Annotated in this window: 17 protein-coding genes; 12 read left to right on the top strand and 5 right to left on the bottom strand. The window is 69.0% G+C overall.

Annotated elements, in window-relative coordinates:
• The first annotated feature begins 33 nt into the window (after positions 1-33).
• Genes AC1RN0_RS13850 through AC1RN0_RS13840 form a run of 3 tightly spaced genes read left to right on the top strand, consistent with a single transcriptional unit; the run spans position 34 to position 2,987 of the window.
• Positions 34-1,170, top strand: a complete 1,137-nt coding sequence (locus AC1RN0_RS13850) for a serine hydrolase domain-containing protein (protein WP_492788037.1) — start codon at positions 34-36, stop codon at positions 1,168-1,170.
• A 1-nt stretch (position 1,171) separates the two neighbouring features.
• Complete coding sequence (locus tag AC1RN0_RS13845; RefSeq protein ID WP_492788036.1) at positions 1,172-2,176, top strand: serine hydrolase domain-containing protein; 1,005 nt, start codon at positions 1,172-1,174, stop codon at positions 2,174-2,176.
• Entirely contained in the window at positions 2,163-2,987 is an 825-nt protein-coding gene (locus tag AC1RN0_RS13840) for an alpha/beta fold hydrolase (protein ID WP_492788035.1), read from the top strand. Before AC1RN0_RS13845 ends, AC1RN0_RS13840 begins: the two co-directional genes overlap by 14 nt.
• Before the next feature lie 193 nt (positions 2,988-3,180).
• Here AC1RN0_RS13840 and AC1RN0_RS13835 read toward each other — a convergent pair whose 3' ends face one another.
• Positions 3,181-4,665: an NAD-dependent succinate-semialdehyde dehydrogenase gene (locus AC1RN0_RS13835; protein ID WP_492788034.1), complete on the bottom strand. Its 1,485-nt coding sequence runs from the start codon at positions 4,663-4,665 to the stop codon at positions 3,181-3,183.
• Positions 4,666-4,935: 270 nt separating this feature from the next.
• On the bottom strand, positions 4,936-7,893 hold the full coding sequence (locus AC1RN0_RS13830) for a TonB-dependent receptor domain-containing protein (RefSeq protein WP_492788033.1): 2,958 nt from the start codon (positions 7,891-7,893) through the stop codon (positions 4,936-4,938).
• Positions 7,894-8,208: 315 nt separating this feature from the next.
• On the opposite strand from AC1RN0_RS13830, the gene AC1RN0_RS13825 reads away from it, so the two are divergent.
• Complete coding sequence (locus AC1RN0_RS13825; protein WP_492788032.1) at positions 8,209-10,452, top strand: arylsulfatase; 2,244 nt, start codon at positions 8,209-8,211, stop codon at positions 10,450-10,452.
• A 17-nt stretch (positions 10,453-10,469) separates the two neighbouring features.
• Here the strand turns inward: AC1RN0_RS13825 and AC1RN0_RS13820 are convergent, their stop codons facing one another.
• Positions 10,470-11,555, bottom strand: coding sequence for an AraC family transcriptional regulator (locus tag AC1RN0_RS13820; protein WP_492788031.1), 1,086 nt, complete (start codon positions 11,553-11,555; stop codon positions 10,470-10,472).
• A 431-nt stretch (positions 11,556-11,986) separates the two neighbouring features.
• Here AC1RN0_RS13820 and AC1RN0_RS13815 point away from each other — a divergent pair, with 431 nt between their 5' ends.
• From AC1RN0_RS13815 to AC1RN0_RS13780, 8 genes are all read left to right on the top strand, one after another.
• Positions 11,987-12,820 carry a TauD/TfdA dioxygenase family protein gene (locus AC1RN0_RS13815; RefSeq protein WP_492788030.1) on the top strand — a complete coding sequence of 278 codons (834 nt, stop codon included), beginning with the start codon at positions 11,987-11,989 and terminating at the stop codon, positions 12,818-12,820.
• A gap of 68 nt (positions 12,821-12,888) precedes the next feature.
• The gene (locus tag AC1RN0_RS13810; protein WP_492788029.1) at positions 12,889-14,511 is read left to right on the top strand and encodes a GMC family oxidoreductase; all 1,623 of its coding nucleotides are present in this window, start codon (positions 12,889-12,891) and stop codon (positions 14,509-14,511) included.
• Between the two features lie 17 nt (positions 14,512-14,528).
• Positions 14,529-15,755 (top strand): mandelate racemase/muconate lactonizing enzyme family protein, encoded by a 1,227-nt coding sequence (locus AC1RN0_RS13805; protein WP_492788028.1) that lies wholly within the window; start codon positions 14,529-14,531, stop codon positions 15,753-15,755.
• A 65-nt stretch (positions 15,756-15,820) separates the two neighbouring features.
• The gene (locus tag AC1RN0_RS13800) at positions 15,821-17,290 is read left to right on the top strand and encodes an MFS transporter (RefSeq protein WP_492788027.1); all 1,470 of its coding nucleotides are present in this window, start codon (positions 15,821-15,823) and stop codon (positions 17,288-17,290) included.
• Positions 17,291-17,304: 14 nt separating this feature from the next.
• On the top strand, positions 17,305-17,562 hold the full coding sequence (locus tag AC1RN0_RS13795; RefSeq protein ID WP_492788026.1) for a helix-turn-helix domain-containing protein: 258 nt from the start codon (positions 17,305-17,307) through the stop codon (positions 17,560-17,562).
• A gap of 389 nt (positions 17,563-17,951) precedes the next feature.
• Positions 17,952-20,117, top strand: a complete 2,166-nt coding sequence (locus tag AC1RN0_RS13790; RefSeq protein WP_492788025.1) for a TonB-dependent receptor — start codon at positions 17,952-17,954, stop codon at positions 20,115-20,117.
• A 113-nt stretch (positions 20,118-20,230) separates the two neighbouring features.
• Positions 20,231-21,832 carry a long-chain-fatty-acid--CoA ligase gene (locus tag AC1RN0_RS13785; protein WP_492788024.1) on the top strand — a complete coding sequence of 534 codons (1,602 nt, stop codon included), beginning with the start codon at positions 20,231-20,233 and terminating at the stop codon, positions 21,830-21,832.
• Between the two features lie 47 nt (positions 21,833-21,879).
• Positions 21,880-22,551, top strand: coding sequence for a TetR/AcrR family transcriptional regulator (locus tag AC1RN0_RS13780; protein WP_492788023.1), 672 nt, complete (start codon positions 21,880-21,882; stop codon positions 22,549-22,551).
• On the opposite strand, the gene AC1RN0_RS13775 is transcribed toward AC1RN0_RS13780, so the two are convergent.
• Positions 22,548-24,197, bottom strand: a complete 1,650-nt coding sequence (locus tag AC1RN0_RS13775; protein WP_492788022.1) for a carboxylesterase/lipase family protein — start codon at positions 24,195-24,197, stop codon at positions 22,548-22,550. The two genes, AC1RN0_RS13780 and AC1RN0_RS13775, sit on opposite strands and share 4 nt — an antisense overlap.
• On the bottom strand, positions 24,194-25,528 hold the full coding sequence (locus AC1RN0_RS13770) for a spinster family MFS transporter (protein ID WP_492788021.1): 1,335 nt from the start codon (positions 25,526-25,528) through the stop codon (positions 24,194-24,196). The genes AC1RN0_RS13775 and AC1RN0_RS13770 overlap by 4 nt, the downstream gene beginning before the upstream one ends.
• Positions 25,529-25,704: the final 176 nt, after the last annotated feature.

Below are 25,704 nucleotides of genomic sequence, written 5' to 3'. Positions count from 1 at the left end.
CGGTCGGGGAGACCAGTCGACGTGAGACATCCGATGAGCGACCCCGCAGTGCATGGCTTCACCCTAGACAGGTTCTCGACCGTGCGGGAGGCTTTCGCCGGCAACCTCGCCCGCGGTGACGACCTGGGCGCGTCGTTCTGCGCCACACTCGAGGGCGAGACGGTGGTCGACCTGTGGGGCGGCTGGGCCGACGCGGAGCGGACCCGACCCTGGGCCGCGGACACGATCGTCAATGTCTACTCCACGACCAAGACCATGACGGCCCTGACGGCGCTGCTGCTGGCCGATCGCGGCGAGCTGGACTTCGACGCGCCGGTCGCCCGATACTGGCCCGAGTTCGCCGCCAACGGAAAGGGCGACATCAGGGTCAGCCACCTGATGAGCCATTCGGCCGGCCTGTCCGGCTGGGACGCGCCGCTGGTGACTGCCGACCTGTACGACTGGGACAAGGTGACCGCGCTGCTGGCGGCCCAGGCCCCGTGGTGGGAGCCCGGGTCGGCGCCGGGCTGCCACGCCATCACCCAGGGCTACCTGATCGGAGAGGTGGTGCGGCGAATCACCGGCAAGTCGCTCGGCACGGTGTTCCGCGAGGAAATCGCCGCGCCGCTGGACGCGGATTTCCATATCGGACTTCCGGCGGAACATGACCACCGGGTCGCTGACCTGATCCCGCCGGAGGGCCCGCCTCCGTTTGACGCCTTCCCCAATGACCTCATGCGGCGGACCTTCACGAACCCGGTCAACGATCCGCTGCAGACGCGCACGCGGGCCTGGCGTGGCGCCGAAATCCCGGCGGCCGGCGGAACCGGCAATGCCCGCTCGGTCGCCGAGATCCATGTGCTGCTGGCCAACGGCGGCGTCGCCAAGGGCCGCCGGATTCTCTCTGAGGCCGGCTGCCGCAAGGCGCTTGAGATCCAGATCGAGGGAGACGATCCCATTCTCGGCAGGCCGGTGAGGCACGGCATGGGCTTCGGCCTTCCAGGGGAGATGCTGCCCCTTCCGAACCCCAACACCCTGTTCTGGGGCGGCTACGGCGGCTCCCTGATCCTCATCGATATGGATACCCGCGCGACCTACGCCTACGTGATGAACCGGATGCAGCGGACGACGATGGGCGACGCCAGATCCATGGCGATGGTCCGCGCCATGTGGTCGGCGATGGCCGCCTGACATGGTTGCCTCAGATGCCGTCGCCGCTCTCTCTGACGCTGGCCTCGACCGGGCCCGCGCCTATGCCGCGCGGCATGACGGGCTCAGTCTGCTCATCCTCCACGATGGCGGCGTTGTTCTGGAGGACTATCCGGAGGGCGGCGTCGATGACGCCCACCCCCTGCACTCCGGGACAAAGAGCTTCTTCGGCGTCCTGGCCGCGGCCGCCGTCCAGGACGGGCTTCTCACGCTCGACGAGCGAGTCTCCGAAACCCTCACGGAATGGCGGAACGAGCCGCTCAAGGCCGGCGCGACCCTGCGCCAGCTTCTGAACCTGACGGTTGGACTGCCCAGTCAGATCGGGGTGATCCCGACCTACGCCGACGCCGTCGCGATGCCCTTCAGCGCCGCGCCCGGCGAGCGGTTCCAGTATGGACCGGCCCCGTTCCAGGTGTTCGGCGAGGTCCTGCGACGCAAGCTCGGCGACGCCGGCCGGCCGGCTGACCCGCTGGCCTACCTTCACGACCGCATTCTCGATCCGATCGGGCTGCGCTACGCGGACTGGGCTCGCGGCGCCGACGGGCTCCCCCGGCTGCCCGCGGGCGCGGTCATGAGCGCCCGCGCGTGGGCGCGGTTTGGTGAACTTGTCCGGGCCGGCGGCGTCGTGGACGGCGCACGGCTGGTCGACGAGCAGGCCTTCGCCGCATTGTTTCAGGGCAGCGGCGTCAACCCGGCCTACGGCATGACCTGGTGGTTGCCGCGCCCGACTCCGGCCGACGATGCGGTGACCCGCCTCAATGACGCATCCCGGCACGCGGATGCGCTGCCGCCCGACCTGGTCATGGCCAACGGCGCCGGCCACCAGATGCTCTACGTCATTCCATCGCTGAAGCTGACGGTCGTGCGCCAGGCCCGGCTGGACATCGTCAAGGTCATGCGCGAGGCCGGCCCCGGGGGACCAGGGCCGGACGACTGGTCCGACTTCGCCTTTCTCGCAACCCTGCTGGGGACCGATGATGCCAGATGATTGCGGCCTCGTCCGCGAACAGATCCGCTACAGCCAGGACGGCGTCCCCGAGCCCGTCTGCCTGGAGGTGCTCGTCCGGGGCCAGGGGCCCCTCGTCGTCCTGATCCCGTCACTCGGCCGCGGCGCGGAAGATTTCGATGATCTGGCCGGCCGACTGGCCGCAAGCGGCTATCGCACGGCGGCCATCAACCCGCGCGGGATCGGAGACAGTGCCGGCCCGGCCGCCCGGACACTGCAGGACTACGCCGCCGACGTGGCTGAGGTGGTCCGGTTCCTCAGCCCCGGTCGGTCGGCCGTTCTTGTCGGGCACGCCTTCGGCAACCGCGTCGCCAGGGCGACCGCAGCCTTCGCGCCCGACATGGTGTCCGGCCTTATCCTTCTGGCCTGCGGCGGTCAGGCCCCGATTCCGCCGGACGCCGCCGCTGCACTGCGCGATGTGTTCGATGAGTCCCTGTCCGCGGACGCCCATCTTACGGCCGTCCGGACCGCCTTCTTCGCGCCGGGAAACGATCCGGCCGTCTGGCGTGACGGCTGGTATCCGGCCGTCGCCCTGGCCCAGCAGACGGCGCTTCACGCCACGCCCGTGATGTCCTGGTCGGGCGGCGGAACCGTCGATATCTACATTGTCCAGGCCGAGGCCGACGTCATCGCGCCGCCCGCAAGCGCCGAGGCGCTCAGGGCGACCTATCCCGACCGGGTCGCCGTCGCCACGCTCCCCAATGCCGGCCACGCCATTCTGCCCGAACAGCCTGAGCGCCTGGCCGAGTTGGTTGGCGCTGGACTTTCAATGCTTTCCGCGAGGCTCAGCTAGGGTCGACTACCGGAGACAATTTGGCGCCTGACTGCCCCCACCGCCGTGACCCCCGCCTCCAGCCTGTTGAATTGCCCCACCCGCGCAGGGTGAGTCCGTGGCGGTCGGCCTTGCGCGACTTTTCCGGGAGACCGACTGGCGTTGCGTCCAGGGCGGCGCCCGGCTCGTCTGATCCGCGCCCGTCGCCGGGCTGCTAGGCGCCCAGGCTTAGGCACATCATCTTCAGCTCGAGATATTCGTCGAGGCCGAAGTGGGAGCCCTCGCGGCCCAGCCCCGATTCCTTGACCCCGCCGAACGGCGCGACCTCGGTGGAGATCAGGCCGGTGTTGAGGCCGACCATGCCGTACTGCAGCCCCTCGCCCACCCGCCAGGCGCGGTTCAGGTCGCGGGTGAAGACGTAGGACGCCAGCCCGGCCCGCGTATCGTTGGCGATGGCCAGGGCCTCGGCCTCGGTCCCGAACCGCACCAGTCCGGCCAGCGGCCCGAAGGTCTCCTCGCGGTTCAGCAGGGCGCTGACCGACACGTCCGCCAGCACGGTCGGTTCGAACCAGGTTCCGGTCTCGCCCCGGCGCGCGCCTCCGGTCAGGACCCGGGCGCCGCCGGCGAGGGCGTCGGCGATATGGCGTTCGACCTTGGCCACGGCCGCGTCGTTGATCAGGGGCCCCTGGTCGGTCGGGCCCTCGAGGCCGTCGCCGACCTTCAGGTCCCTGACCCGCGCCGTCAGCCGGGCGGCGAAGGCGTCATAGACGCCGGCCTGGACCAGCAGCCGGTTGGCGCAGACGCAGGTCTGGCCGGTATTGCGGAACTTGCTGGCGATGGCCCCCTCGACGGCGGCGTCGAGGTCAGCGTCGTCGAAGACGATGAAGGGCGCGTTGCCGCCGAGCTCCAGCGACACGCGCTTGACCGTGCCCATGCAGGCGGCGGCCAGCATCTTCCCGACGGCGGTCGAGCCGGTGAAGGTGAACTTGGCCACCCGGGGATCGGTGGTCATCACCGCGCCGATCGGCGCCGGCGGCCCGGTGACGATGTTGAACACCCCCGCAGGCAGCCCGGCCTCCTCGCCGAGCAGGGCGAGAGCCAGGGCCGAGAACGGCGTCAGCTCCGATGGCTTGAGCACCACCGTACAGCCGGCGGCCAGGGCGGGACCGACCTTGCGGGTGATCATCGCGGCCGGGAAGTTCCACGGCGTCACCGCCGCGACCACGCCGACCGGCTGTCTGAGCACGACGATCCGCTTGTCGGCCTGATGGCCGGGGATCACCTCGCCATAGGCCCGCTTGGCCTCCTCGCCGAACCATTCGATGAAGCCGGCGGCGTAGGCCACCTCGCCCTGCGCCTCGGCGAGCGGCTTGCCCTGCTCGGCGGTCATCAGCCGGGCCAGGTCGTCGCGATGGGCCATGATCAGCTCGAACCAGCGGCGCAGGATCGCCGCCCGTTCCTTCGCCGCCCGGGCCGCCCAGGCGGGGAAGGCCGCCTGGGCCGCGGCGACCGCAGCGAGGGTCTCCGCCTCGCCGAGGGAGGGGACCTGGCCGAGCACCCGGCCGGTCGCCGGATTGGTCACGGCGATGGACGCCGGGCCGGTCACCCAGGCGCCGTCGATCCAGGCGGCCTCGCGCAGCAGGTCGGGGCGCTTCAGCGCCAGGCGGTCACGTTCCGCGGAATTGATGGCTTCACTCACGACTGACGCTCCAGGGCCGCTGCGAGGATATCCTGACCCTCATCAGGAACAACGTCCGGCGTCGTCAGAGGCGCCGTCAGGCGGACGGTTTCGCCATCGACGCCGCGAACCGGCCAGGACAGCCGGTCGACCGGCGGCAGGGACACCGACGCCGCTCGAAAAAGAACCGCCGACGCACATCTCTGCGCGCGGCGGTTCAGGCCCGTTGCCGGGATCCGGACGGGACGACGCGGCGGAGGGTCCGCGTGGTCCCGTCCCTGGCGCCTTGACCTAGAAGGTCAGCCGGAGCCCCGTGCGGATGGTCCGACCGCGGGGATCGGAGGTCATCGCGTCGTAGCCTTCGGCCAGTCGGGCCAACGGCGGTTCCTCGTCGAACACGTTGGTCACCGCGAACGAGGCGGTGATGTTGCGCGGCAGTTCGACCACGGCCGCGAAGTCATGCAGCATCGAGGCGTCGATGGTCCGGCCGATCGCCGTCATCGTCTGGCGCTGGTCGATGTACTCGGAATTGTAGCGCACCGACCACCTCAGGTTCACCGGCCCCCGCTCGTAGTTGAGGTAGCCCTGCCATTTCCACTCCGGCAGCGTGTGGGCCAGGGTGCCGGCGTTGAGCTTGCCGACGGCGTCGAAGCCGGCGATCTGCAGGCCGGCGACCTTGAACGGCGCGAAGGTGTAGTTCACCGTCCGGTTGCCCACGCCGCCGATCGTCAGGTCGCCGCCGAAGACGTCCTCAATGCGATAGCTGGCGCGGAAATCCACGCCGCTGAAGGTCGCCTTCGGGCCGTTGATCCGCAGCAGCAGCACCTTGGACAGATTGGCGGCGCTGCAGGCGCCGTTGAACACGAAGTGGTCGGCCAGGAAGTCCGGATCGACGGTGGCGCAGTTGTTCGCTCCGCCGGCGCCGTTCGGGAAGACCGCGTTGACGATGGCGTTCTGCGGCTCGGTCGTGAGGATGTCGGAGACATCGTAGTTGTAGTAGTCGATGCCGGCGTCGAGGCGCCGCGTCTGCACGATGAACCCGTAGCTGTAGGTGAAGGCGGTCTCGGGCTTGAGATCCGGATTGCCGATCAGGTCGAGCGCCGTGGCGCGGCCGAGAATGGTCGGGATCGACGCCGTCGGGTTGGGGGACAGCGCCGTCTGCGGCGGCGCCCGGAAGGTGGTGCTGGCCGACCCCCGGATGGCCAGCCAGTCGGTCAGCTGGAACTTGGCGCGGATCTGCGGGTCGAAGGTGGCCCCGCCGTCCGATCCGTAGTCCTCGTAGCGGGCGCCCAGGGTGATGTCGCTGCGCGTCGAGAGGGGCAGGACGACCTCGGCGAACGCGGCGAAGATGTCCGTCGAGATATCCGTGGGCGCGAACGCCGCCGCCAGGCCCAGCGGCGTGTAGGGCGTCGGCGTGCAGACATCCGCGCCGGGGATGTCCAGCGGGGAGTTCAGGCACGGGACGCGGGTGCGGTCGGCGTATTCGGAATCGTGCTCGTTGAAGGTCATCCGGCGCCACTGCACGCCCGCAGCCCATTTGATGTCGCCGCCGCCGAGCGAAAACGCCCCAAGCGCGCCGTCGACCCCGAAGTTGGCCTCCGTGGTCTCGCTGGTGAGGAACCGCGTCTGCGGAAGCATCAGCCAGTTGGCCAGCTCCCGCGTGTTGGCCACCGCCGCGTTGTAGCCGGGGTTGCTGGCGACGCCGTTGACCGGGGCGCTGGCGATCGCGTTCGACATCGGGTTCAGCCACAGGCAGCCGGGGCTGCCCGGCGCCGCGGTCTGCCAGGCGCAGTTGGGCCCGCCGAGGCCGCGCAGGGCCAGTTCGATCATCACGCCGGACGAGTCATAGCCGCGCAGGGTGTGCTCGTTGCGGCCATAGGTGATGTCGGCGTTCCAGTGTCCGGCCTCGCCGAACGCGCCCGTCAGGCCCGCCGACAGACGGTACTGGGACTGGTCGCGGGTCTGGTTGGCCGGATTGGCGGGATTGTCGCCGAAGAACGGGTTGCCGCCGACGAGATAGGGCCGCCACTGGCCGATCGGGATGAAGATGCCCGTGGTCCCGACCGGAAACTGCGCCGGATTGGCCGCCGCATAGGCGGCCAGGCCCGGGTTGGTCATCGGCACGAACCAGTTGCTGAACAGGCGCGGCGTGGTCCCGGCGATCCAGCTGGCGGGATTGATGTTGGCCGGCAGCACGGTCTCGGTGATCGGCTTGGGCTGGTTGAACGACGGCGGATAGTGAACGAGGGCCTCTGAGCGGGCGTAGGTCGCCTCGAGATGAAGGGTCGTGGCGTCGGTCAGGTCGTAGTTGAACTCGGCATAGAGCTGCCAGGTCGTCGCCGGGGCGACCAGATCCTGCCACTTCTGCACGTTGTTCACGCAGAACCCGGCGAACGGCTGGATGCCGCCGAGCGTCGAACAGCCGCTGTCGACCGTGATGGCGGCGAGCGGCGCCAGGGTCCCGCCGGGGCCGGTGTCGCCCACCGGACGGAACTGGGCCGGATTGGACGAGAAGTTCCAGCCGGCGTCCGGGTTGACCGTGTAGGGCGGCGTCGACCAGGGCCGGTCGATGACCTTCAGCTGCGCGCGGGACTGGTAGCCGCCGGACACCAGCAGGTTCCAGTTGTCCCCGACCTTGCCCCAGGTCGCATCGAGGCTGTAGTCGCCGTCGGTGTCGGCGATCCAGGTGTAGTCCCCGCCGACCTCCAGCCCCTCGAAATCACGCCGGGTGATGAAGTTGACGACGCCGGTCATGGCGTCCGATCCATAGGTCGTCGAGGCGGCGTCCTTGAGGATTTCGATACGGCCCACCGCCGCCATCGGCATGTTGCGGGTGTTGACGAAGAAGCCCGACACCAGAGGCATCCGGCGCCCGTTCAACAGCACGAGGTTCCGGTCCGGACCCAGGCCGCGCAGGTTGACGCTCTCGGCGGCCTCGAACCCCTGGCCCTTGCCGGCTTGCGAGGAGTTTGAATTGCCGATCGACCCGGCCGTTTCCGGCATCGCGCGGATGACGTCCAGAAGAGGCGGCGATCCCTCCTTGCGCAGGTCTTCGGCCGTCACGATCCGCAGCGGCAGCGCCTCGGCCTGCTCGGTCGTGAGCAGCCGTGATCCGGTCACCACGATTTCCTGCACCTCGGTCGGGGCCGCCGGCGGCCCCTCGGCCCTGGCCATGGCCGGTCCGGCCCAGACGCCCGCGGCCATGACCGCGGCGATGGCCGTGGTTCCGCTCAGATATGACACTCTCATCGGTATTCCTCCCCCGGGCCGCAACGCAGTCTCTGCTGCTCGGCCGCCTCGTCATGCTTTGACGGAGGACCTGCGATGATCAAGGCGGGGCGCCGTTGGCCGAAAACGTCACATCCCTTTGATTAAGAACATTTTTTAATTCTTCGATCAGGTCGTTTTCGGAATCGACTAGCCGCCGACTTTCCGCTCAGGCCAGCCGCTTGCCCAGGGGGTGGATTGCCCTCAGGACGGATCGGCGCGTCCCCTGGCGCGTGACGCAGGTCGTCCCTGCCCTCAGCGCGCCCCCGGGGACGGGGGGCGCCCGGATCCGAACGCATGACCCTGTCTGAAGACACCTGGCCCGGCACGATCGGGCGCACATACCAGGACTCCAAGGCCTGGTTCGAACCGGTGACGCTGCCGCCGAAAGGCTCGCCCAATGTAGTGGTCATCGTGCTGGATGACGTCGGCTTCGCCCATCTGGGCTGCTACGGCTCGACGATCGAGACGCCGCATATCGACGCTCTGGCGGCGGGCGGACGGCGCTATACCGGCTTTCACACCACCGCCATGTGCTCGCCCACGCGAGCCTCGCTGCTGACCGGCCGCAACCACCATGCCGTCGGCATGGGCATGATCGCCGACATGTGCACCGGCTTTCCCGGCTACCTCGGACAGGTGTCGTCGCACGCGGCGACCATCCCGGAGATGCTCCGGCCGTCCGGCTACAGCACCTTCGCCACGGGCAAGTGGCACCTGACCCGCGCCCGCGAAATGACCGCGGCCGGACCGTTCGGGCAATGGCCCCTCGGGCGCGGCTTCGACCGCTACTACGGCTTTCTCTATTCGCTGGTCGACCAGTGGCACCCCGAACTGGTCAGCGACAACCACTTCATCCCGACCCCGAACCGTCCCGGCTATCACCTGAGCGAGGACCTGGTCGACCAGACCATCGGCATGATCCGCGACCAGCAGGCCGGCGTGCCGGACCGCCCGTTCTTCGCCTATCTGGCCTTCGGCGCCTGCCATTCGCCGCACCAGGCGCCGCGCGACTACATCGACAAGTATCGCGGGCGGTTCGACGAGGGCTGGGACGTCATGCGCCAGCGCTGGCACGCCCGGCAGATCGAACTGGGGATCATTCCGCCCGACACCGTGCTCACCGAGATCAACGCCGACGTCCGGCCCTGGGCCTCGATGACCGACGACGAGCGCCGCCTGTGCGCCCGCCACCAGGAGGTCTACGCCGGCTTCCTCGATCACACCGACGCCCAGATCGGCCGGCTGACCGCCTGGCTGAAGGCCCGCGGGATGCTCGACAACACGCTGATCATGCTGTTGTCCGATAACGGCGCCAGCGCCGAGGGCGGCCCGTTCGGCGACATCAATCTGCGCCGCTACATCCAGTTTCACGAAGAAACCTTCGAGGAAAAGCTCGCGGCGATCGATGAGCTGGGCGGCGACCGGCACTGGAACGCCTACCCGGCGGGCTGGGGCCATGCCGGCAACACACCGCTCAAATGGTTCAAGATGCAGACCCACGGCGGCGGCGTGCGCGATCCGCTGATCGTGCACTGGCCCGCGCGCATCCCCGTCGGCGGTGAGATCAGCCACCAGTTCTGCCACTGCGCCGACATCGCCCCGACCATTCTCGAGGCCTGCGGCGTGACCGCGCCGGAAGTCGTCAACGGCGTCGAGCAGATGCCGATCCAGGGCGTGAGTCTGGCCTACACCTTCGACGCGCCCCAGGCGCCGGTTCGCAAGCGCGTCCAGTATTTCGAACTGATGGGCAACAGGGGCATCTGGGCCGACGGCTGGAAGGCGGTCACCCGCCACTTCCAGGGCGACGACTACGACGCCGACCACTGGGAGCTCTATCATCTGGACACCGACTTCTCGGAGTCGAACGACCTGGCCGCCGTCTATCCGGACAAGGTCCGCGAACTGGTGGCGCTCTGGTGGGAAGAGGCCGGGCGCAACAAGGTCCTGCCGCTCGACGACCGCAACCGTGAACGGGTCCTGCTGACCTACTGGGGCGCGGCGCGGACCCGGTGGCGGTTCGAGCAGGGCATGAACCGGGTTTCCGGCTACGCCGCGCCGTCAGTGTCGAACCGGTCCTATCGCATCGTGGCCGACGTCGACCTGGCGGCGGACAGCCAGGGCGTCATCCTGTCCGTCGGCGGCCAGGCCGGCGGCTATGTGCTGTTCATCCAGAACGGCCGTCTGGTTCACGAGTATGTCGGGCCCGACAGGCGCTGGGTTCTGGAATCGGAGACAGCCCTGCCCGTCGGCCGCCATCAGCTGGCGTTCGAGTTCCGCAAGACCGCGCCCAGAACCGGCGTCGCGAGCCTGCTGTGCGACGGCCAGGTCATCGCCAGCGGCCCGATGGAAAATATGTGGCCCGGGAGCCCGACCGCCGGCGGCGTCTGCTGCGGCTATAACGAGGCCAGTCCGGTCAGCGACCGCTACGTCCGGCCGTACACCTTCACCGGGGTGATCCATGAGGTCGTGGTCGAGGCCGGCGACGACTACATCGACGATCCGGGCCTGGCGATCCACATCGCGATCGCCGAGGACTGACGCCCTCCGGCCGGAGGTCAGGCCTCCGCCGGCGCCTCGTCCGCGCCGCCCGCGCCCAGCGCCCGGGTCCGGAACTCGGTCGGCGTCAGGCCTGTCTCGCGCTTGAAGGCCCTGTTGAACGGGGCCAGCGACTGGAAGCCGCTGTCGATGGCGATCGTCGAGATCGGCACGAGCAGCTGTTCGGGGTCCGCCAGCGCCTCGCGGGCCTCGTCGATCCGCCACTGGCCGATGAAGGCGTTGAAGTTGCGGAACCCCAGCCCCTGATTCAGCAACTGGCGCAGCCGGTGCTCGGGCACCCGAAGATGCCGCGCCAGCGTGGAAATTCGCAGATCCGGCGTGCGGTAGAGACGCTCCACCTTCATCAGGCGGTCCAGCTCGGCGGCCAGCGCCTTCTCGGCCGGCGACAGCCGGACGGCCGGCTCGCGCGCATGCACGCTGGGCTCGGGAGCCTTGTTCTGACGGAACAGCTCGGGTCCGGCCTGGCCGAAGACGAAGGCGCCGAGCGCGCTGCTGGCCAGCAGCATGAGGGCCGCGACCATCGAGGGCTGCCGGGCCGCGAAGGTGAACAGCTCCATGGTCTGCACGAAGGCGACGCCGATCGAATACAGGCTGGTGAAGACATAGAGCGGGGTCACCACCAGCCGGCGGCGCTCGACCAGATCGCTGCTCCAGCTGCGCACGACGATGATCAGCACATGGGACATCAGGCCCACGGTGATGAAGTTGTGCAGCAGCCAGAGGCCCCGGGCGATCTCCGGCGGCGCCATCTTGGCGACCAGCGCGTTGACCAGCACCACGCCGAACGGGATCAGCTTGCGCCGGTCAAAGCGCTTCGACTCCTCGAAGAACTCGGTGACGAAGATCCAGGCCAGGCTGGCGCCGACGACCGACGGCAGGTCGAGCAGCAGGTACATCGCCCCGAGCGGCGCCATCGCCGGGGGAAACTGGGCCAGCACGTGGGCGGCCTTGGACACATAGCTGAGCGATCCGGACAGCCGGCTCGGCGACCGCAGGGACCGCCCGATCACGATCGCCGTGGCGAGGTAGAGCCCCGCGGCGACGCCACGGATAATGCCTTCGAGGAGAACCCGGTCTGTCATCATGACCACGCTTCGCCCGGACGCTCGATCGGTGAAGGCGGCCGCAGGGCGGTGCTCAAGATCGTCTCCCCGGGGTCACGGAATCCTCACGGCCTTGCGCGCCGCATGGCGGCGTCCCGACCAGCCAGAAGCAACTCTATCCCGCCCGAACCGCTGGCCCAAACATTCCCCGTAACGGGCCCCGGACGCAAGTTGCCAACGTCGATCGAAATCAATGCCATTCGACTGTTTTAGCTGACCTTTTCAGAATTCGATCAGCCGCTTTCGAACGCGATCAGCCCCGACCGGAACGGGGCCCGGAATCGGCTTGCCAGCCCCCGGCCGGGCCAATCATCTGACATGACATCGCGGCTGAGGCGTTCGCCCGGAACCGCGTCAGGGGTGCAGGAAACATGGCTTCGGGGCTGGCCACAGTCGGCGCGTCAGGGGTCTGGGTGAAGCCCGGACCAGAGGGCTTCGGCGCCGAGATCGGCGGCGTGGACCTCTCCGGCGGGCTGTCGGCGGCGCAGGTCGCCGCGGTGCAGGCCGCGTTCGCGCGCCATTCGGTGGTCTGGTTCCGCGACCAGCCGCTGACCCATCCCCAGCTCGAGGCGCTCTCGCTGCAACTGGGCGCGTTCGGCGACGAGCCCTACGCCGCTCCGCTTCCCGGGCACCCGCACATTCTCGAGGTTAGGCGCGAGCCTCAGGAGACCGTGGCGGTGTTCGGCGGCGGCTGGCATTCGGATTGGAGCTTCCTGGAAACGCCACCCGCGGCGACCCTGTTGCACGCCAAGATCATCCCGCCGGTGGGCGGCGACACGCTCTTCGCCGACGGATCCCGCGCCTGGGAGGCCCTCGACAGCCGTCGCCGGCGCGCGCTGGACGGTCTGCGCGGGTGGCACTCGGCGACCGGCCCCTACGGGCCCGAGGGCTATTTCGCCAAGGAGACCGGGCGGGTGGGCATGACCATCTGGTCCAGCCCCGAGGCCGACCGTCGGACCAGCCATCCGCTGGTCCGCACCCACCCCGTCACCGGCCGGAAGTCGCTGTTCATCAGCCCGGGCTACACGGTCGGCATCGAGGGCATGGCGCCGGACGAGAGTCGCCCTCTGCTGGAAGACCTCTTCGCCCACATGACCGAAGACCGGTTCGTCCTGCGTCACCGCTGGGCCCCGGACACCCTGACGCTCTGGGACAACCGCTGCGTCCTGCACCACGCGACCGGCGGTTACGACGGTCACCGACGGGTCCTGCATCGCACCACCCTGGTCGGCGAGCGCCCCGTCTGAGCCCTCCCCTTCAACCCTCCGGACCCGGGCCGAGGCCCGCCGCACCAAACGCATGAAGACCCGAGCCCATGTCTGAAGACTTCGATTTCATCATTGTCGGCGCCGGATCCGCCGGCTGCGTCCTGGCCGACCGGCTCACGGCCGGCGGGAAGCATCGCGTGCTGCTGCTGGAAGCGGGCGGGTCGCACCGGCGGCTGATGATCGACATGCCGGCCGGGCTCGGCCACGTCTTCTACGATCGCAAGGTCAACTGGTGCTACGTCGCCGAGCCTGACCAGCAGCTGGGCGGGCGCACGGATTTCTGGCCGCGCGGCCGGGTGCTCGGCGGCTCCAGCTCGATCAACGGCATGGTCTACATCCGCGGTCAGAAGCAGGACTTCGACGACTGGGCGGCCCTGGGCAACACCGGCTGGGGATACGAGGACGTCCTGCCCTACTTCCGGCGGTCCGAGGACAATGACCTGGGTGAATCCCGGGAACACGCCGTCGGCGGCCCGTGGAAGATCTCCAGCATCAAGGGGCGGCAGTCCCCGGTCGTCGACCTGGCCCTGCAGAGCGCCCGGGCGCTCGGCTACCGGGACAATCCCGACTTCAACGGTCCGGAGCAGGAAGGCGTCGGCCTCTACCAGTTCAGCATTCGCGACGGCCGCCGGACCAACACCGCGCGCGCCTTTCTCGATCCGGCGAGGGGCCGGCGAAACCTGACCGTCGTGACCCACGCGCACGCCAACCGGATCCTGTTCGAGGGCAGGCGCGCCGTCGGCGTCGAGTATCGTCGCAAGGGCAAGGTGGTGACGGCCCGCTGCCGCCGCGAGGTGCTGGTCGCGGCCGGGTCGGTGAACTCGCCGATGCTGCTGCAGCACTCCGGCGTCGGTCCGGGCGCCCTGCTGCAGCTGCATGGCATCGACGTCGTGCACGACAGCCCCGCCGTCGGCGAGAACCTGCAGGATCACGTCTTCACCGGCTTTTCCTACAAGACCCGGGTTCCGACCCTGAACGACCGCTACAACACGCGCCTGGGCCAGCTTCTGGCCGGCATGCAGTGGGTGCTGACGAAGACCGGCCCGCTGGGCCTCGGCATCAACCAGGGCGGGGCGTTCGTGAAGACCCGCCCGGAGGAAGCCCGGCCGGACACCCAGCTCTACTTCTATCCGCTGAGCTTCGGGGCCGCGCCGGACGGGACGCCGCCCAAATCGCTGCACCCGCACCCGTTCAGCGGCATGACCATCAACGCCAGTCCCTGCCGGCCCGAGAGCCGCGGGCAGATCAGGATCCGGTCGGCCGACCCCGAGGCGCCGCCGATCATCCACCGCAACTATCTGAGTACGCCGGGTGACGTGCGGGTGATGGTCGACAGCCTGCGGATCGCCGACACCATCGCCCGCACCGGCCCGCTGGCCGAGGTCATCGAGGCGCCGGTCTACAGACTGGGCGACCCGCCGACCGACGCGCAGCTGGAACACTGGGCGCGCCAGACCGGCCGCACGACCTACCACCCGACCAGCACCTGCATGATGGGCGTCGATCCGAAGACCTCCGTCGTGGACCCCAGACTCAGGGTTCACGGCCTCCAGGGCCTGCGCGTCATCGACGCCTCGATCATGCCCCTGATCGTCTCCGGCAACACCGCCGCCGCCGCCACCATGATCGGCGAAAAGGGCGCGGACCTCGTCCTCGCCGACTGCGCCTGACCTCTCAAGGAAACGACATGTCCGCCAATCCCAAGATCACCGACATCGAAACCCTGGCCTGTGACGCGGGCTGGCGGAACTACACCTTCGTCAAGATCAGCACCGACGAAGGCATCGTCGGCTGGTCCGAGTACGACGAAGGCTTCGGCAATCCCGGCATCGCCGCGATCATCCAGCAGGTGAAGCCGCGCCTGATCGGCCAGGGCGTGATGGATCACGAGCGCATCTTCGCCCTGCTGCAGAGCGCCATGCGCCCCGCGCTCGGCGGCCTGATCGGCCAAGCGATGGGGGCGATCGAGAACGCCCTGCTCGACGCCAAGGGCAAGACGCTCGGCGTCTCCTGCGCCCAGCTGCTGGGCGGCAAGATCCGCGATCGCGTGCCGCTCTACTGGTCGCACTGCACGACCTGGCGCATCAGCCGCAAGCCGTACTACCAGCCCGAGATCGAGACGATCGACGACGTCGTGTCGCTCGGCCGCGAGGTGCGCGAACGCGGGTTCAAGGCGCTCAAAACCAACGTCTACACCTACGTCGACCGCAAGCCGCGCGGCTGGGCGACCGGGTTCGGCGTGCCGTTCGAGCCGGGGCTGAACGTCGACCGCCGCCTGCTGCACGGGTTCCGCGAGCACCTCGAGGCGCTGCGCGACGGGGCCGGACCGGACGTCGACATCCTGATCGACCTGAACTTCAACACCCGCACGGAAGGCTACCTCAGCCTGGTCCGGTCGCTGGCCGACATGGACCTGCTGTGGATCGAGCTCGACACGCTCAATCCCAAGGCGCTCGCCTATATCCGCCAGCAGAGCAGGCATCCCATCGCCTCCTGCGAGACGCTGGTCGGACCGGCCGCTTTCAACCCGTTCTTCGCCGAACAGGCCATGGACGTGGCCATCATCGACCTGCTGTGGAACGGCGCCTGGCAGTCGATGAAGATCGCCGCCATGGCCGACGCCCACGACGTCAACGTCGCGCCGCACAACTTCTACGGCCACCTGGCGACGATGATGAACGCCCAGTTCGCGGCGGCGACGCCCAACCTGCGGATCATGGAAACCGACATCGACCGCCTGGCCTGGGACGACGAGCTGTTCACCCATGCGCCGGACATCCAGGACGGCCACATCGTCATCTCCGATCGCCCGGGCTGGGGCACCGAGCCCAACGAGGAGGCGCTGGCGAAGTATCCGCCGAACACGCACCTCAACCCGGCGGGGCTGATCACCTACGGCCGCAAGGCTCCCTGACCCCTCCCCCCGTCCCGCGATGCCGGGCGTCCGCCAGCCGGACGCCCGTGGCCCCAGGAATACCCATGTCAGACACCCCGTCCGCCGCGTCCCCGCCGCCGTTGAGCCGATCGACCCGGTTCTTCTACGGCCTCGGCGGCGTCGCCCTGGGGCTGAAGGACAACGGATTCTCGTACCTGCTGCTGATCTTCTACAATCAGGTCGTCGGGCTGCCGGCGGCGACGGTGGGCCTGGCCGTGATGATCGCCCTGGTGATCGACGCGATGTTCGATCCGATCATCGGCCAGATGTCCGACAACTTCCGTTCCCGCTGGGGCCGGCGCCACCCGTTCATGTACGCCTCGGCCGTGCCGATCGCGCTGAGCTACCTGCTCATCTGGAACCCGCCGACGGGCTGGTCGCACGCGGCGCTGTTCGGCTACCTGATCGTGGTGGCGGTGCTGATCCGGACCTTCCTGGCGCTGTTCGAGATCCCCAGCGCGGCCCTCGCCCCCGAGCTGACGACCGACTACCACGGCCGGACAAGCCTGCTGTCGTTCCGCGCCCTGTTCATCTGGTACGGCGCCCTGATCATGACGCTGCTGACCTTCCGGGTGTTCCTGAAGGCCGACGCCGCCCATCCCGTGGCCCAGCTCAATCCGGCGGGCTACTCGATGTACGGCCTAGTCTCGGCGGTCGTCATGTTCGTGGTGATCCTCGCGTCGGCCCTTGGCACGCACCGCCAGATTCCGTTCCTGCGCACCCCTCCGGTCCGCAAGGTCACGCCCTGGCAGACGCTGAAGGAGATGGTCGGCTCGATCACCGACCTGACCTTCCTGCCGCTGCTGCTGGCGGGCATCTTCAACGCCATGGGCTATGGCCTGTCGGTCGCGCTGAACCTGTACTTCAACACCTTCTTCTGGGCCCTGACGGCGACCCAGATCTCGGTCTTCGTCTTCGCGCAGTTCATCTCGTCGGCCGCCGCCGTGATGCTGGCCACGCCGATGTCCCGCTGGCTCGGCAAGCGCAACGCCGCCATCCTGGCCAAGACGCTGTCCTTCACGATCGGCATCGCGCCCATCGTCCTGCGGCTGACGGGACTGTTCCCCCCCAACGGCCACCCGGCCGTGCTGCCGATCCTGTTTGTCCAGGCCATGACGTCCGTGACGTTCGCCAGCATCGCGGCGGTGCTGCATTCCTCGATGATCGCCGACGTGGTCGAGGAGACAGAACTGCGCACCGGCCGCCGGTCCGAAGGCCTGTTCTTCGCGGCCAGCATCTTCGTGGCCAAGGCGGTGTCCGGCGTCGGCATCTTCGCGTCCAGCATGGTGCTGCTGGCCATCGGCTTCCCCGACCACGCCCAGCCCGGCGAGGTCAGCGACCAAGTCATCCGCAACCTCGGCCTCGTCTATATTCCGGCCCTGGCGCTGACCTACCTGACCGCCATCGCGGCCATGAGTTTCTTCCGCATCACGCGCGAACGCCACGAGGCCAACCTGGCCCGCCTGGCCGAAGCCCTGGTCGACGGATCGGCGCCGGTGACGCCGCGCGCCTGACACCCGAGACGCCGATGATCAGACCCCAACCCCGCGCGCTGAGCGAACAGCTCAAGGTCGTCGCCGGCGTCCTGCGCGAGGCGCGCGAGGAGGCCGGCCTGTCGCAGCGATCGCTGGCGCGACGCCTCGGCAAGGCCAACTCTCATGTCTCCAAGATCGAGAGCGGCCTCAGGCGCGTGGATGCACTGGAACTCTACCGGATCGCCGACGCGTTCGGCCTGCCGCCGACGACCCTGTTCGAGCGCGTCGCGAGCCGGCTGTTCGAGCCCTAGCCGGCCCGGCCTCGCCTGGAGCTTCCTGAGCGCCGGAGCCGGGGAAGGCAGGCGCGAAGGCTAAGCGCCCCATCCGGCGGGGGCAGCCGGTTGCAGGCCTTGTCCGCTGTCAGCGACCAGAAGCCGTCGACCGGGAGCAGCATCCCCGCCGGGATCAGGGGTCGCCGTGGACCCGTCTCGCGCTGCCTTCCCCTGTAGTGCGGATTTGGAATGCCGCAACCGGCGATATCCGCCTGCCCGTAATCGACACCGCCGAGCCCGGGGCGGCTCAACATGGGCAACATATTCACTCTTGTGATAATCAGCGTTGACGATCCCGGAACCCCGTGTCAGCTTTTGACCATGCGCCGAAGAGCGCGCGCCGATCTCGGCGCCAGGGAGGGACAGACATGAGACTTCAAGCATTGCTGCTGGGCGCGTCCGTATTGACGCTGGGCTGGTGCGGGGCCGCCGCGGCCCAGACGGCTCCGCCGCCGCCGGCAAAGGCCGAGGCGAGCCAGGAGACGAGCACGGTCGGCGAACTGGTCATCACGGCCGAACGCCGCAGCGAGAACCTCATGACGACGCCGATTTCCGGCACGGTCCTGAGCGGCGGCGACCTGGAGAAGAAGGGCGTCACCAACGTCGACCAGCTGCAGTTCATCAGCCCCGGGGCGGTGGTGAACAACTTCGGCCAGGGCATCGACTTCAACATCCGCGGCATCGGCAAGGCCGAGCACAATTCGCAGACCCTGACGGGCGTCATCACCTATCGCGACGGCGTGGCGACCTTCCCCGGCTATTTCACGGCCGAGCCCTACTATGACATCGCCAGCGTCGAGATCCTGCGGGGCCCGCAGGGCACGTTCGTCGGCGAGAACGCCACGGGCGGCGCGGTGTTCGTCACCTCGAACAACCCGATCGTCGGCGGCAACTACAGCGGTTACATCGCCGGCCAGGTCGGCAACTACAACGACGTCGCCGTCCAGGGCGCCGTCAACCTGCCGATCAGCGACACCTTCGCGGCGCGGATCGCCTTCAACGGCGAGCAGCGGGACAGCTTCTACGACGTCACCGGCCCCGCCACGGGCAACGACGGCCTGCAAATGGGCAGTGTGCGGTTGAGCCTGCTCTGGACGCCGAGCGACGCCCTGACCGTCAGCTTCAAGACCGACTACAACCACCTGGATTTCGGCGGCTACCCGTCCGATCCCGTGCTCTCGCCCAACGACCTGTTCGACATCACGGCCAACGCCAACCAGATGGCGGTCGACAAGTTCGTGCGGTCGGTCCTCAAGGTCGACTACGTGTTCGCCAACGGCGTCACGCTCCGGTCCGTCAGCGGCTACCAGGACGGCAACACCGCCTACGCCGCCGACCTCGACGGCCGCAGTTCCGGCAACATGACGTTCAGGGACTCGGTCGACGAGCGGATCTATTCCCAGGAGATCAACCTGATTTCGCCGAGCGGCGGACCGGTCTCATGGGTGCTGGGCGCCTACTTCCAGGCGGACAAATACACCTTCCCCAAGGGGGAATTCATCATCGGCCTGCCGGAAGGCAGCGTGGCCACGGAGTACAATCTGTGGGGGACCAACCCCAAGCAGAACAGCGCCGTGTTCGGGCAGCTGGGCTTTGAGTTGCCGAAGGGTTTCGAGATCCAGATCGGCGCCCGCTACTCGGACTCGCGCTCGACCAACCACATCACGGTGCTGCAGTATGGCCCCGTTCCGATCCTGCAGGAGCAGTCGGTCAAGTCGAACAACGTGTCCGGCAAGGTGTCGCTGGGCTGGACCGTCAACGACCACAACTACCTCTACGCCTTCGTCGCCACCGGCTACAAACCGGGCGGCCTGAACGTGCCGGTGGGCTTTGGCCTGCCCGCGCCGTTCGAGCCGGAGAAGGTCACCAACTACGAGGCCGGCTGGAAGGCCGGCTGGCTGGGCGGCCGGCTGCGCACGCAGATCAACGCCTACTACAACACCTACGACGACTTCCAGGTGATCATCGGCTACCCGACCCTGCCGATCTTCGGCTTCGAACTGAACACGCCCAATCCGACCAAGATCTACGGGGTTGAAGCCCAGCTCGAGGCCGTGTTCGGGCCGCTGTCCGTCGACGCGGGCATGGGCCTGATGCACAGCGAGCTCGGCCAGTTCTACGCCACCGACCCGCGCGGCGCGACGTTTACGGCCTGCAACCCGGTCACCGGACCGTCCAGCGTGAGCTGCATCAATCTCGATGGACGGGACCAGACCTATGCGCCGGAGTTCACCTTCAACATCGGGGCCCAGTATCGCTTCACCCTGGCCAACGGCGACACCCTGACGCCGCGCCTCAACTACGGCCACGTGTCCGAACAGTGGGCGACCCTGTTCCAGAACGTCGCCCGCGGCGACAAGATCGAGGATCGCAACATCTTCAACGCCCAGTTCGCCTGGACCCACGGCGACCTGATCACCACCCTCTACGCCACCAACCTCAGCGACCAGCACTATGTGGCGGCCATCAATTCCGGCCTCCGCTTCGCCGGTCCGCCGCGCCAGTTCGGTATCCGGCTGATGAAGGTGTTCTAGCGCGCGCTCCTCCCCGCGCTTCAGGTTGGCCGTCTGGCGAGGGCCAGGCGGCCAGCCTTTTTTGTTTGAGACCCCGGCTTTTCCCGGGATCCGGATTTCGAGTGATCTGACTGATGCAAGCCTACGCCCTGACCGTCGACAAGTTCCTCGACCATGCCGCCAAGTGGTCCGGGCGACAGGAGGTCGTGACGGCGGGAGGAGGCCGGATCGGCTACGCCGCCCTGCGGGAGCGCAGCAATCGCCTTTCGGGCGCGCTCGCCCATCTGGGCCTGGCGTTCGGCGACAGGATCGCGACCCTCGCCTGGAACACCCAGCATCACCTCGAGACCTACTACGCCGCCATGGGCGCGGGCCTGGTCTGTCACACGCTCAATCCGCGCCTGACCGCCGCCCACCTGGCCGCGATGATCAACGAGGCCGAGGACCGGGTGCTCGCCGTGGCTACCAGCCTGACGCCGATGCTCGACGAGCTGTTGCCGCTGTGCCCCGGCGTCGAACACATCGTGCTGATGGACGGAGCGGGTGAAACCGCCGCCGCCGTCCCTGCCCGCCCCCACCCGGCGCGGGTCTGGGAGTTCGAAGCCCTGTTGCGCGCGCATGGCCGCGCCGCGCCCTGGGGCGGGTTCAACGAAGAGACGCCGGCCGGGCTCTGCTACACATCGGGAACCACCGGCCAGCCCAAGGGCGTGCTCTACACGCACCGCTCGAACTACCTCCACACCCTTCGGGCGTTGCAGGCGGACGCCTTCGCCCTGACGGCCGGCGACACCGTGCTGGTCGCCGTGCCCATGTTCCACGCCAATGGCTGGGGCCTGCCGTTCGCGGCCCCCGCCGTCGGCGCCAGACTGGTGCTTCCCGGCCGGAACGCCGACGGCGCGAGCCTGACGCGACTGCTGCAGGAGGAGAAGGTCACCGTCGCCGCCGGGGTGCAGACCGTCTGGCTGGGCGTTCTGGACCACCTGGACGCGGTCGGCGGCGAGACGCCTGACCTGAAGCGCGTGATCATCGGCGGCTCGAGCTGCCCGGACGCCCTGATCCGCAGCATGGAGGAACGCCTCGGCGTCACCGTCCAGACCAGCTGGGGCATGACCGAACTGTCGCCGCTCGGCACGGTCGCGCCGCCCGTCGCCGGGCCCGTCGAGACGCGGGCGGCCGGGCGCCCCCCCATCGGACTGGACCTCAAGCTGACCGACGCGGACGGCCGGACCCTGGCCGAACAGCGCGGCGTGGTCGGCCATTTGAAGGTCAAGGGCGCCAGCGTCGTCGACCGGTATTTCAAGGCCAGCGCCGACGCGCTGGACGCCGACGGCTATTTCGACACGGGCGACCTCGCGCGGATCGACGAGACCGGCGCCCTGACGATCTGCGGGCGCTCGAAGGACCTGATCAAGTCCGGCGGCGAATGGATCAATCCGACGGAGATCGAGGACATCATCGGCCGCCACCCGGCCGTGGGACAGTCCGCCGTCATCGGCCGCCCGGACGCGAAATGGGGCGAGCGGCCGGTGCTGATCGTCGAGCTTCGGCAAGGGGCGTCGGTCGACAGCCAGACCCTTCTGGGAGCCCTGCGGGGCAGGGTCGCGGACTGGTGGCTGCCCGATCAGATCCTGCAGATCGGCGCCATGCCGCTGGCCGCGACCGGGAAGATTGACAAGAACCGGCTACGTGCCGACTACGGGGGTGAAAGCCTCGCCGGGACGGGTCCAGCCTCGTGACGACCTCGCCCCGGCAGCTGCTTCCGAGCCTTGAAGGGGTTTGATTGATGTCAGAAGGTTCGCCGCCCAAGCGGGTCCGCCGCAGCAAGGCGGAACAGCGCGCGGAGACCCTTGAACATATCCTCGACGCGGCCGAGTACCTGTTTTCGCTGCAGGGCCTGCACGGCGTGACGCTTCGGGACGTGGCGCAACGCGTGGGCGTCCACACGACCCTGCTGCACTACTATTTCGACGACAAGGCGGCCCTGTTCGAGGCGGTGTTCGCCCGGCGGGCCAGCGTCACCAGCGGGCGGCGAATGGCGGCCCTGGACCGCTACGCCGAGGAGGCCGGCGACCATCCGACCGTCGAGGGCGCGCTGCACGTGTTTCTCGACACTGACCTCGACCTCTACATCGAGGGCGGCGAGCCGTGGATGAACTACGCCGCCTTCTGCGCCCGGGTGAGCAACACGCCCGAGGGCGCCGCGCTGATGGACGTGCACTTCGATCCGGTCGTGCTGAAGCTCGTCTCCATCCTCAAGCGGGCGCTGCCCGACACGCCCGAGGAGGACATCTTCTGGGGCTATCACTTCGTGACCGGGTCGCTGATGAACACCCTGGCCCGGACCGGCCGGATCGACCGGCTTTCGGGCGGCCTCTGCCACTCCGATGACTTTCCGGCGGTCAAGGCGCGCATCGCCAGGTTCATGGCCGCGGGCTTTCACGCCCTGAAGGACTAGGGGCAGGCCGGGTGCGCCGGCGGCAGCGGCGGCGAGACGATGCCGCCGTTCCAGTTCCACGGGATCGTCCCGGCGACGCGGCGACGGCACACCACGGCCTCGTGCAGCGCATACATGCCGGGGAACAGGTCAAGGCCGACGCGCGGCACGTCCTGGAACGCCATGAAGGCGCGGCCGGCGCCGAACGCCGGCCAGGCCGGCGAGCCCGCCGACTCGGGTCGCCCCGCGCGGACGAAGCTCGTCCAGTAGTCGAGCATGGCGTCGGAGAACCGCGCCTCGGCCGGCGTGCGCGGCGCCTTGGGCCAGAGCGGCGGCGTGCGGTTCAGCGTGCCGAAGACGAACGGCAGCTCGCTGGCGTGGAAGGCGTGCAGACCGGCGTCATCGGCGGCCGGGAAGCCGTGGTCGAAGATGTAGAAGAAGGCGGGCTGGCCCAGAGCCGTCTGCTTGACCACCAGGCGTTCGGCCGTCCAGCCGTAGATCGCGTCCCGCGTGGAGGCGAGGATGCTGCCCTCCATGTCGCGCGACGGATAGAGCCGCAGGTAGGCCTCCGCCAGATCGCCGTAGCGGTCGCGGATGGCCTTCTCGTAGCTCGAGGCGAGCGCTGGCGTCGGTGGCGCGAGGAACCGCAGCGAGCGGATCTCGCCGCTGTTGAAGCCGGCGAGGACCGGCACGGGCGCCTGTTCGCCCCGGTCGAAGACCTCAACCAGCTGTCGCGGCAGGATCTGGCCGTCGACGACGCCGAACGGGGCGAAACCCGCCTGCGCCGCCGCCTTCGTCAGCTTCGCCGCGTCCATCGCCCGCAGGGCGTCGACGTCGGGCGCCTCAAGCCTGGCCGCCAGCGCCAGACCGGCCTCCTCGGCGGGCGTCTCGCCGAACGCGCGCGTCCGCAACGACGGCGTCGAGATCATGTAGGCGCTCTGGGCGATGGCCCGGGCGAACAACCCCCGGGCCGGCGGGGCCGCCATAAGATACAGGACGCTGAGCCCCCCGGCGGACTCGCCGGCGATGGTCACATTGGCCGGGTCGCCGCCGAAGGCCGCGATGTTGCGCTGGACCCAGCGCAGGGCCTCGATCTGGTCCATCAGGCCATAGTTGCCCGACACGCCGGCCGGTGATTCCGCGCTCAGGCCCGGATGGGCGAGATAGCCGAGCACGCCGAGCCGGTAGTTGATGGTCACCACGATCACGCCCCGGGCGGCCATCCGCGCGCCGTCGTAGATCTCCTCGTTGCCCGAGCCGGACCACAGCGACCCGCCGTGGATCCAGACCATCACCGGGGCCTTCGCGGCGCCGGCGGGCGCCCAGATGTTGAGCGACAGACAGTCCTCGCTCATCGGCCCGGGATCGCTGGCGTAGATGTTGTAGGGGCCGGACCTGTTCTGCACGCAGACCGGTCCCGGCCGCGTCGCGTCCCGCACGCCGTCCCAGCGCGGCGCCGCCTGGGGCGGCTTCCAGCGCGCCGCGCCGACCGGCGGCAGGGCGTAGGGCAGTCCGCGGAAGCTGTTGATCCCCGCCTGGCTGACGCCCTGGACGGCGCCGGCCGGCGCGTCCACCACGGGGCCGGCCGGCGCAGCCTGGGCCGGGGCGCCGAGCAGCAGGCAGCCGACGGGCGCGGCCAGAAAGATCAGGCGGCGGAGCAGGGTCATGCGGCGACTCCGGTCGTCGGGCCTTCGCGTCGCAACACCCGGGCCAGCCAGACAAACAGGCCGATCGCCACGGCGTAGACGGGAAGCAGGCAGAGGAAAGCCAGTTGCAGGGAATTGTCGGGATGGGCGGCGCGCAGCGCGTCGCTGACAAAGCCGACGAAGGTCGGGCCGATACCCATGCCGGTCAGGTTCATGACCAGCAGGAGCAGCGCCCCGGACATCACCCGCTGGTGCGGCGCGACCTCCTCCTGGACCAGGGTCACGGCCGACGACAGGTAGAAGTAGTTGAGGAAGGTCGGCCCGAGCAGGAACGCCAGCGCAACCGGCCAGGTCGGCGCCCAGATGAAGGCGAGGAAGGGCAGCACGGCGAGCGTGAGCGAGATGGCGGGGATCACCGCGTAGGCCTGCCGGGAGCGACGGGTGAACCGGTCGATGACCGGGCCCGAGACGAGGATGCCGCCCCCCATGCCGAAGATGACCACGAGCGTGTACCAGAGCGACACGTCGGGCAGCGTCATGCCCTTTTCCCGCATCAGGAAGAGGGTCGTGAAGTTGCCGGCGCCGTAGGTGATGATCTGCGTCACCCCGCTGGCGACGGCGATCAGCACGAGGGACGGCCGGGAGAAGAACATCTTCACCGTGGCCCGGAATCCGGCCGCCTCCGTGGCCGCCGGGGGCGACGACGGGACCGGCGCCTGGTCGAGGCCGCCGCGGCGCGGCTCCCTGACGAACAGCAGGACGGCCAGCGCCGCCAGCACGCCCACGCCGCCCAGCAGGAGGAACGCCAGTCGCCAGTCATAGGCCGCGGCGATGGCGGCCCCGAAGGCGACGCCCAGCGCCTGGCCGATCGGCGGGCCGAGGTTGAACAGACCCATCGCCGCGCCGCGCCGGCCGCTCGGGAAATAGTCGGAAATGATGGCGTAGGAGGGCGGCACGCCGCCGGCCTCGCCCACGCCGACGGCCATGCGGGACACCACGAGCTGGGCGTAGTTCGCCGACAGACCGCAGCCCATCGTCGCCACGCTCCACAGGGCGCAGGCCAGGGCCAGCACCCGCACGCGATTGGTCCGGTCGGCCAGCCAGCCGACGGGAATGGAGATCAGGCAGTAGAACAGGGCGAAGTACAGCCCGCCGATGAGCCCCAGCTGGCCGTCGGTGACCCCGAGGCTGTCCTGGATCGGCTTGGCGAGAATCGACAGCAGCTGCCGGTCGAGAAAGTTCAGCACATAGACGAAGCAGAGCATGCCGAGCACGAACCAGGCGCCCTTGGCGGGGCGCGCGGCCGCCGGGGCTGCGGGCGCTGCGTCCCGCGCGGCCGAGGCTGATCCCATCCCGTTCACTCCCTGGAACGCCGATCATTCGCGTCGGCGTTTCACCCACCATGCCGCGCGCCCTTGACGATCGTCAATACTCACTATCGTTAGCGTGAATATATGAGGGGTGACAGCGGGTCCGGACGCCTGTGCGGATCGGCCATTTCCACAAAGTGGGCCGCCCGCCGGGGGAA

The organism is Caulobacter sp. GW821-FHT12F03 (assembly GCF_058806855.1).
The sequence above is the reverse complement of the archived record's forward strand: the minus strand, read 5'-3'. Positions and strand labels throughout refer to the sequence as shown.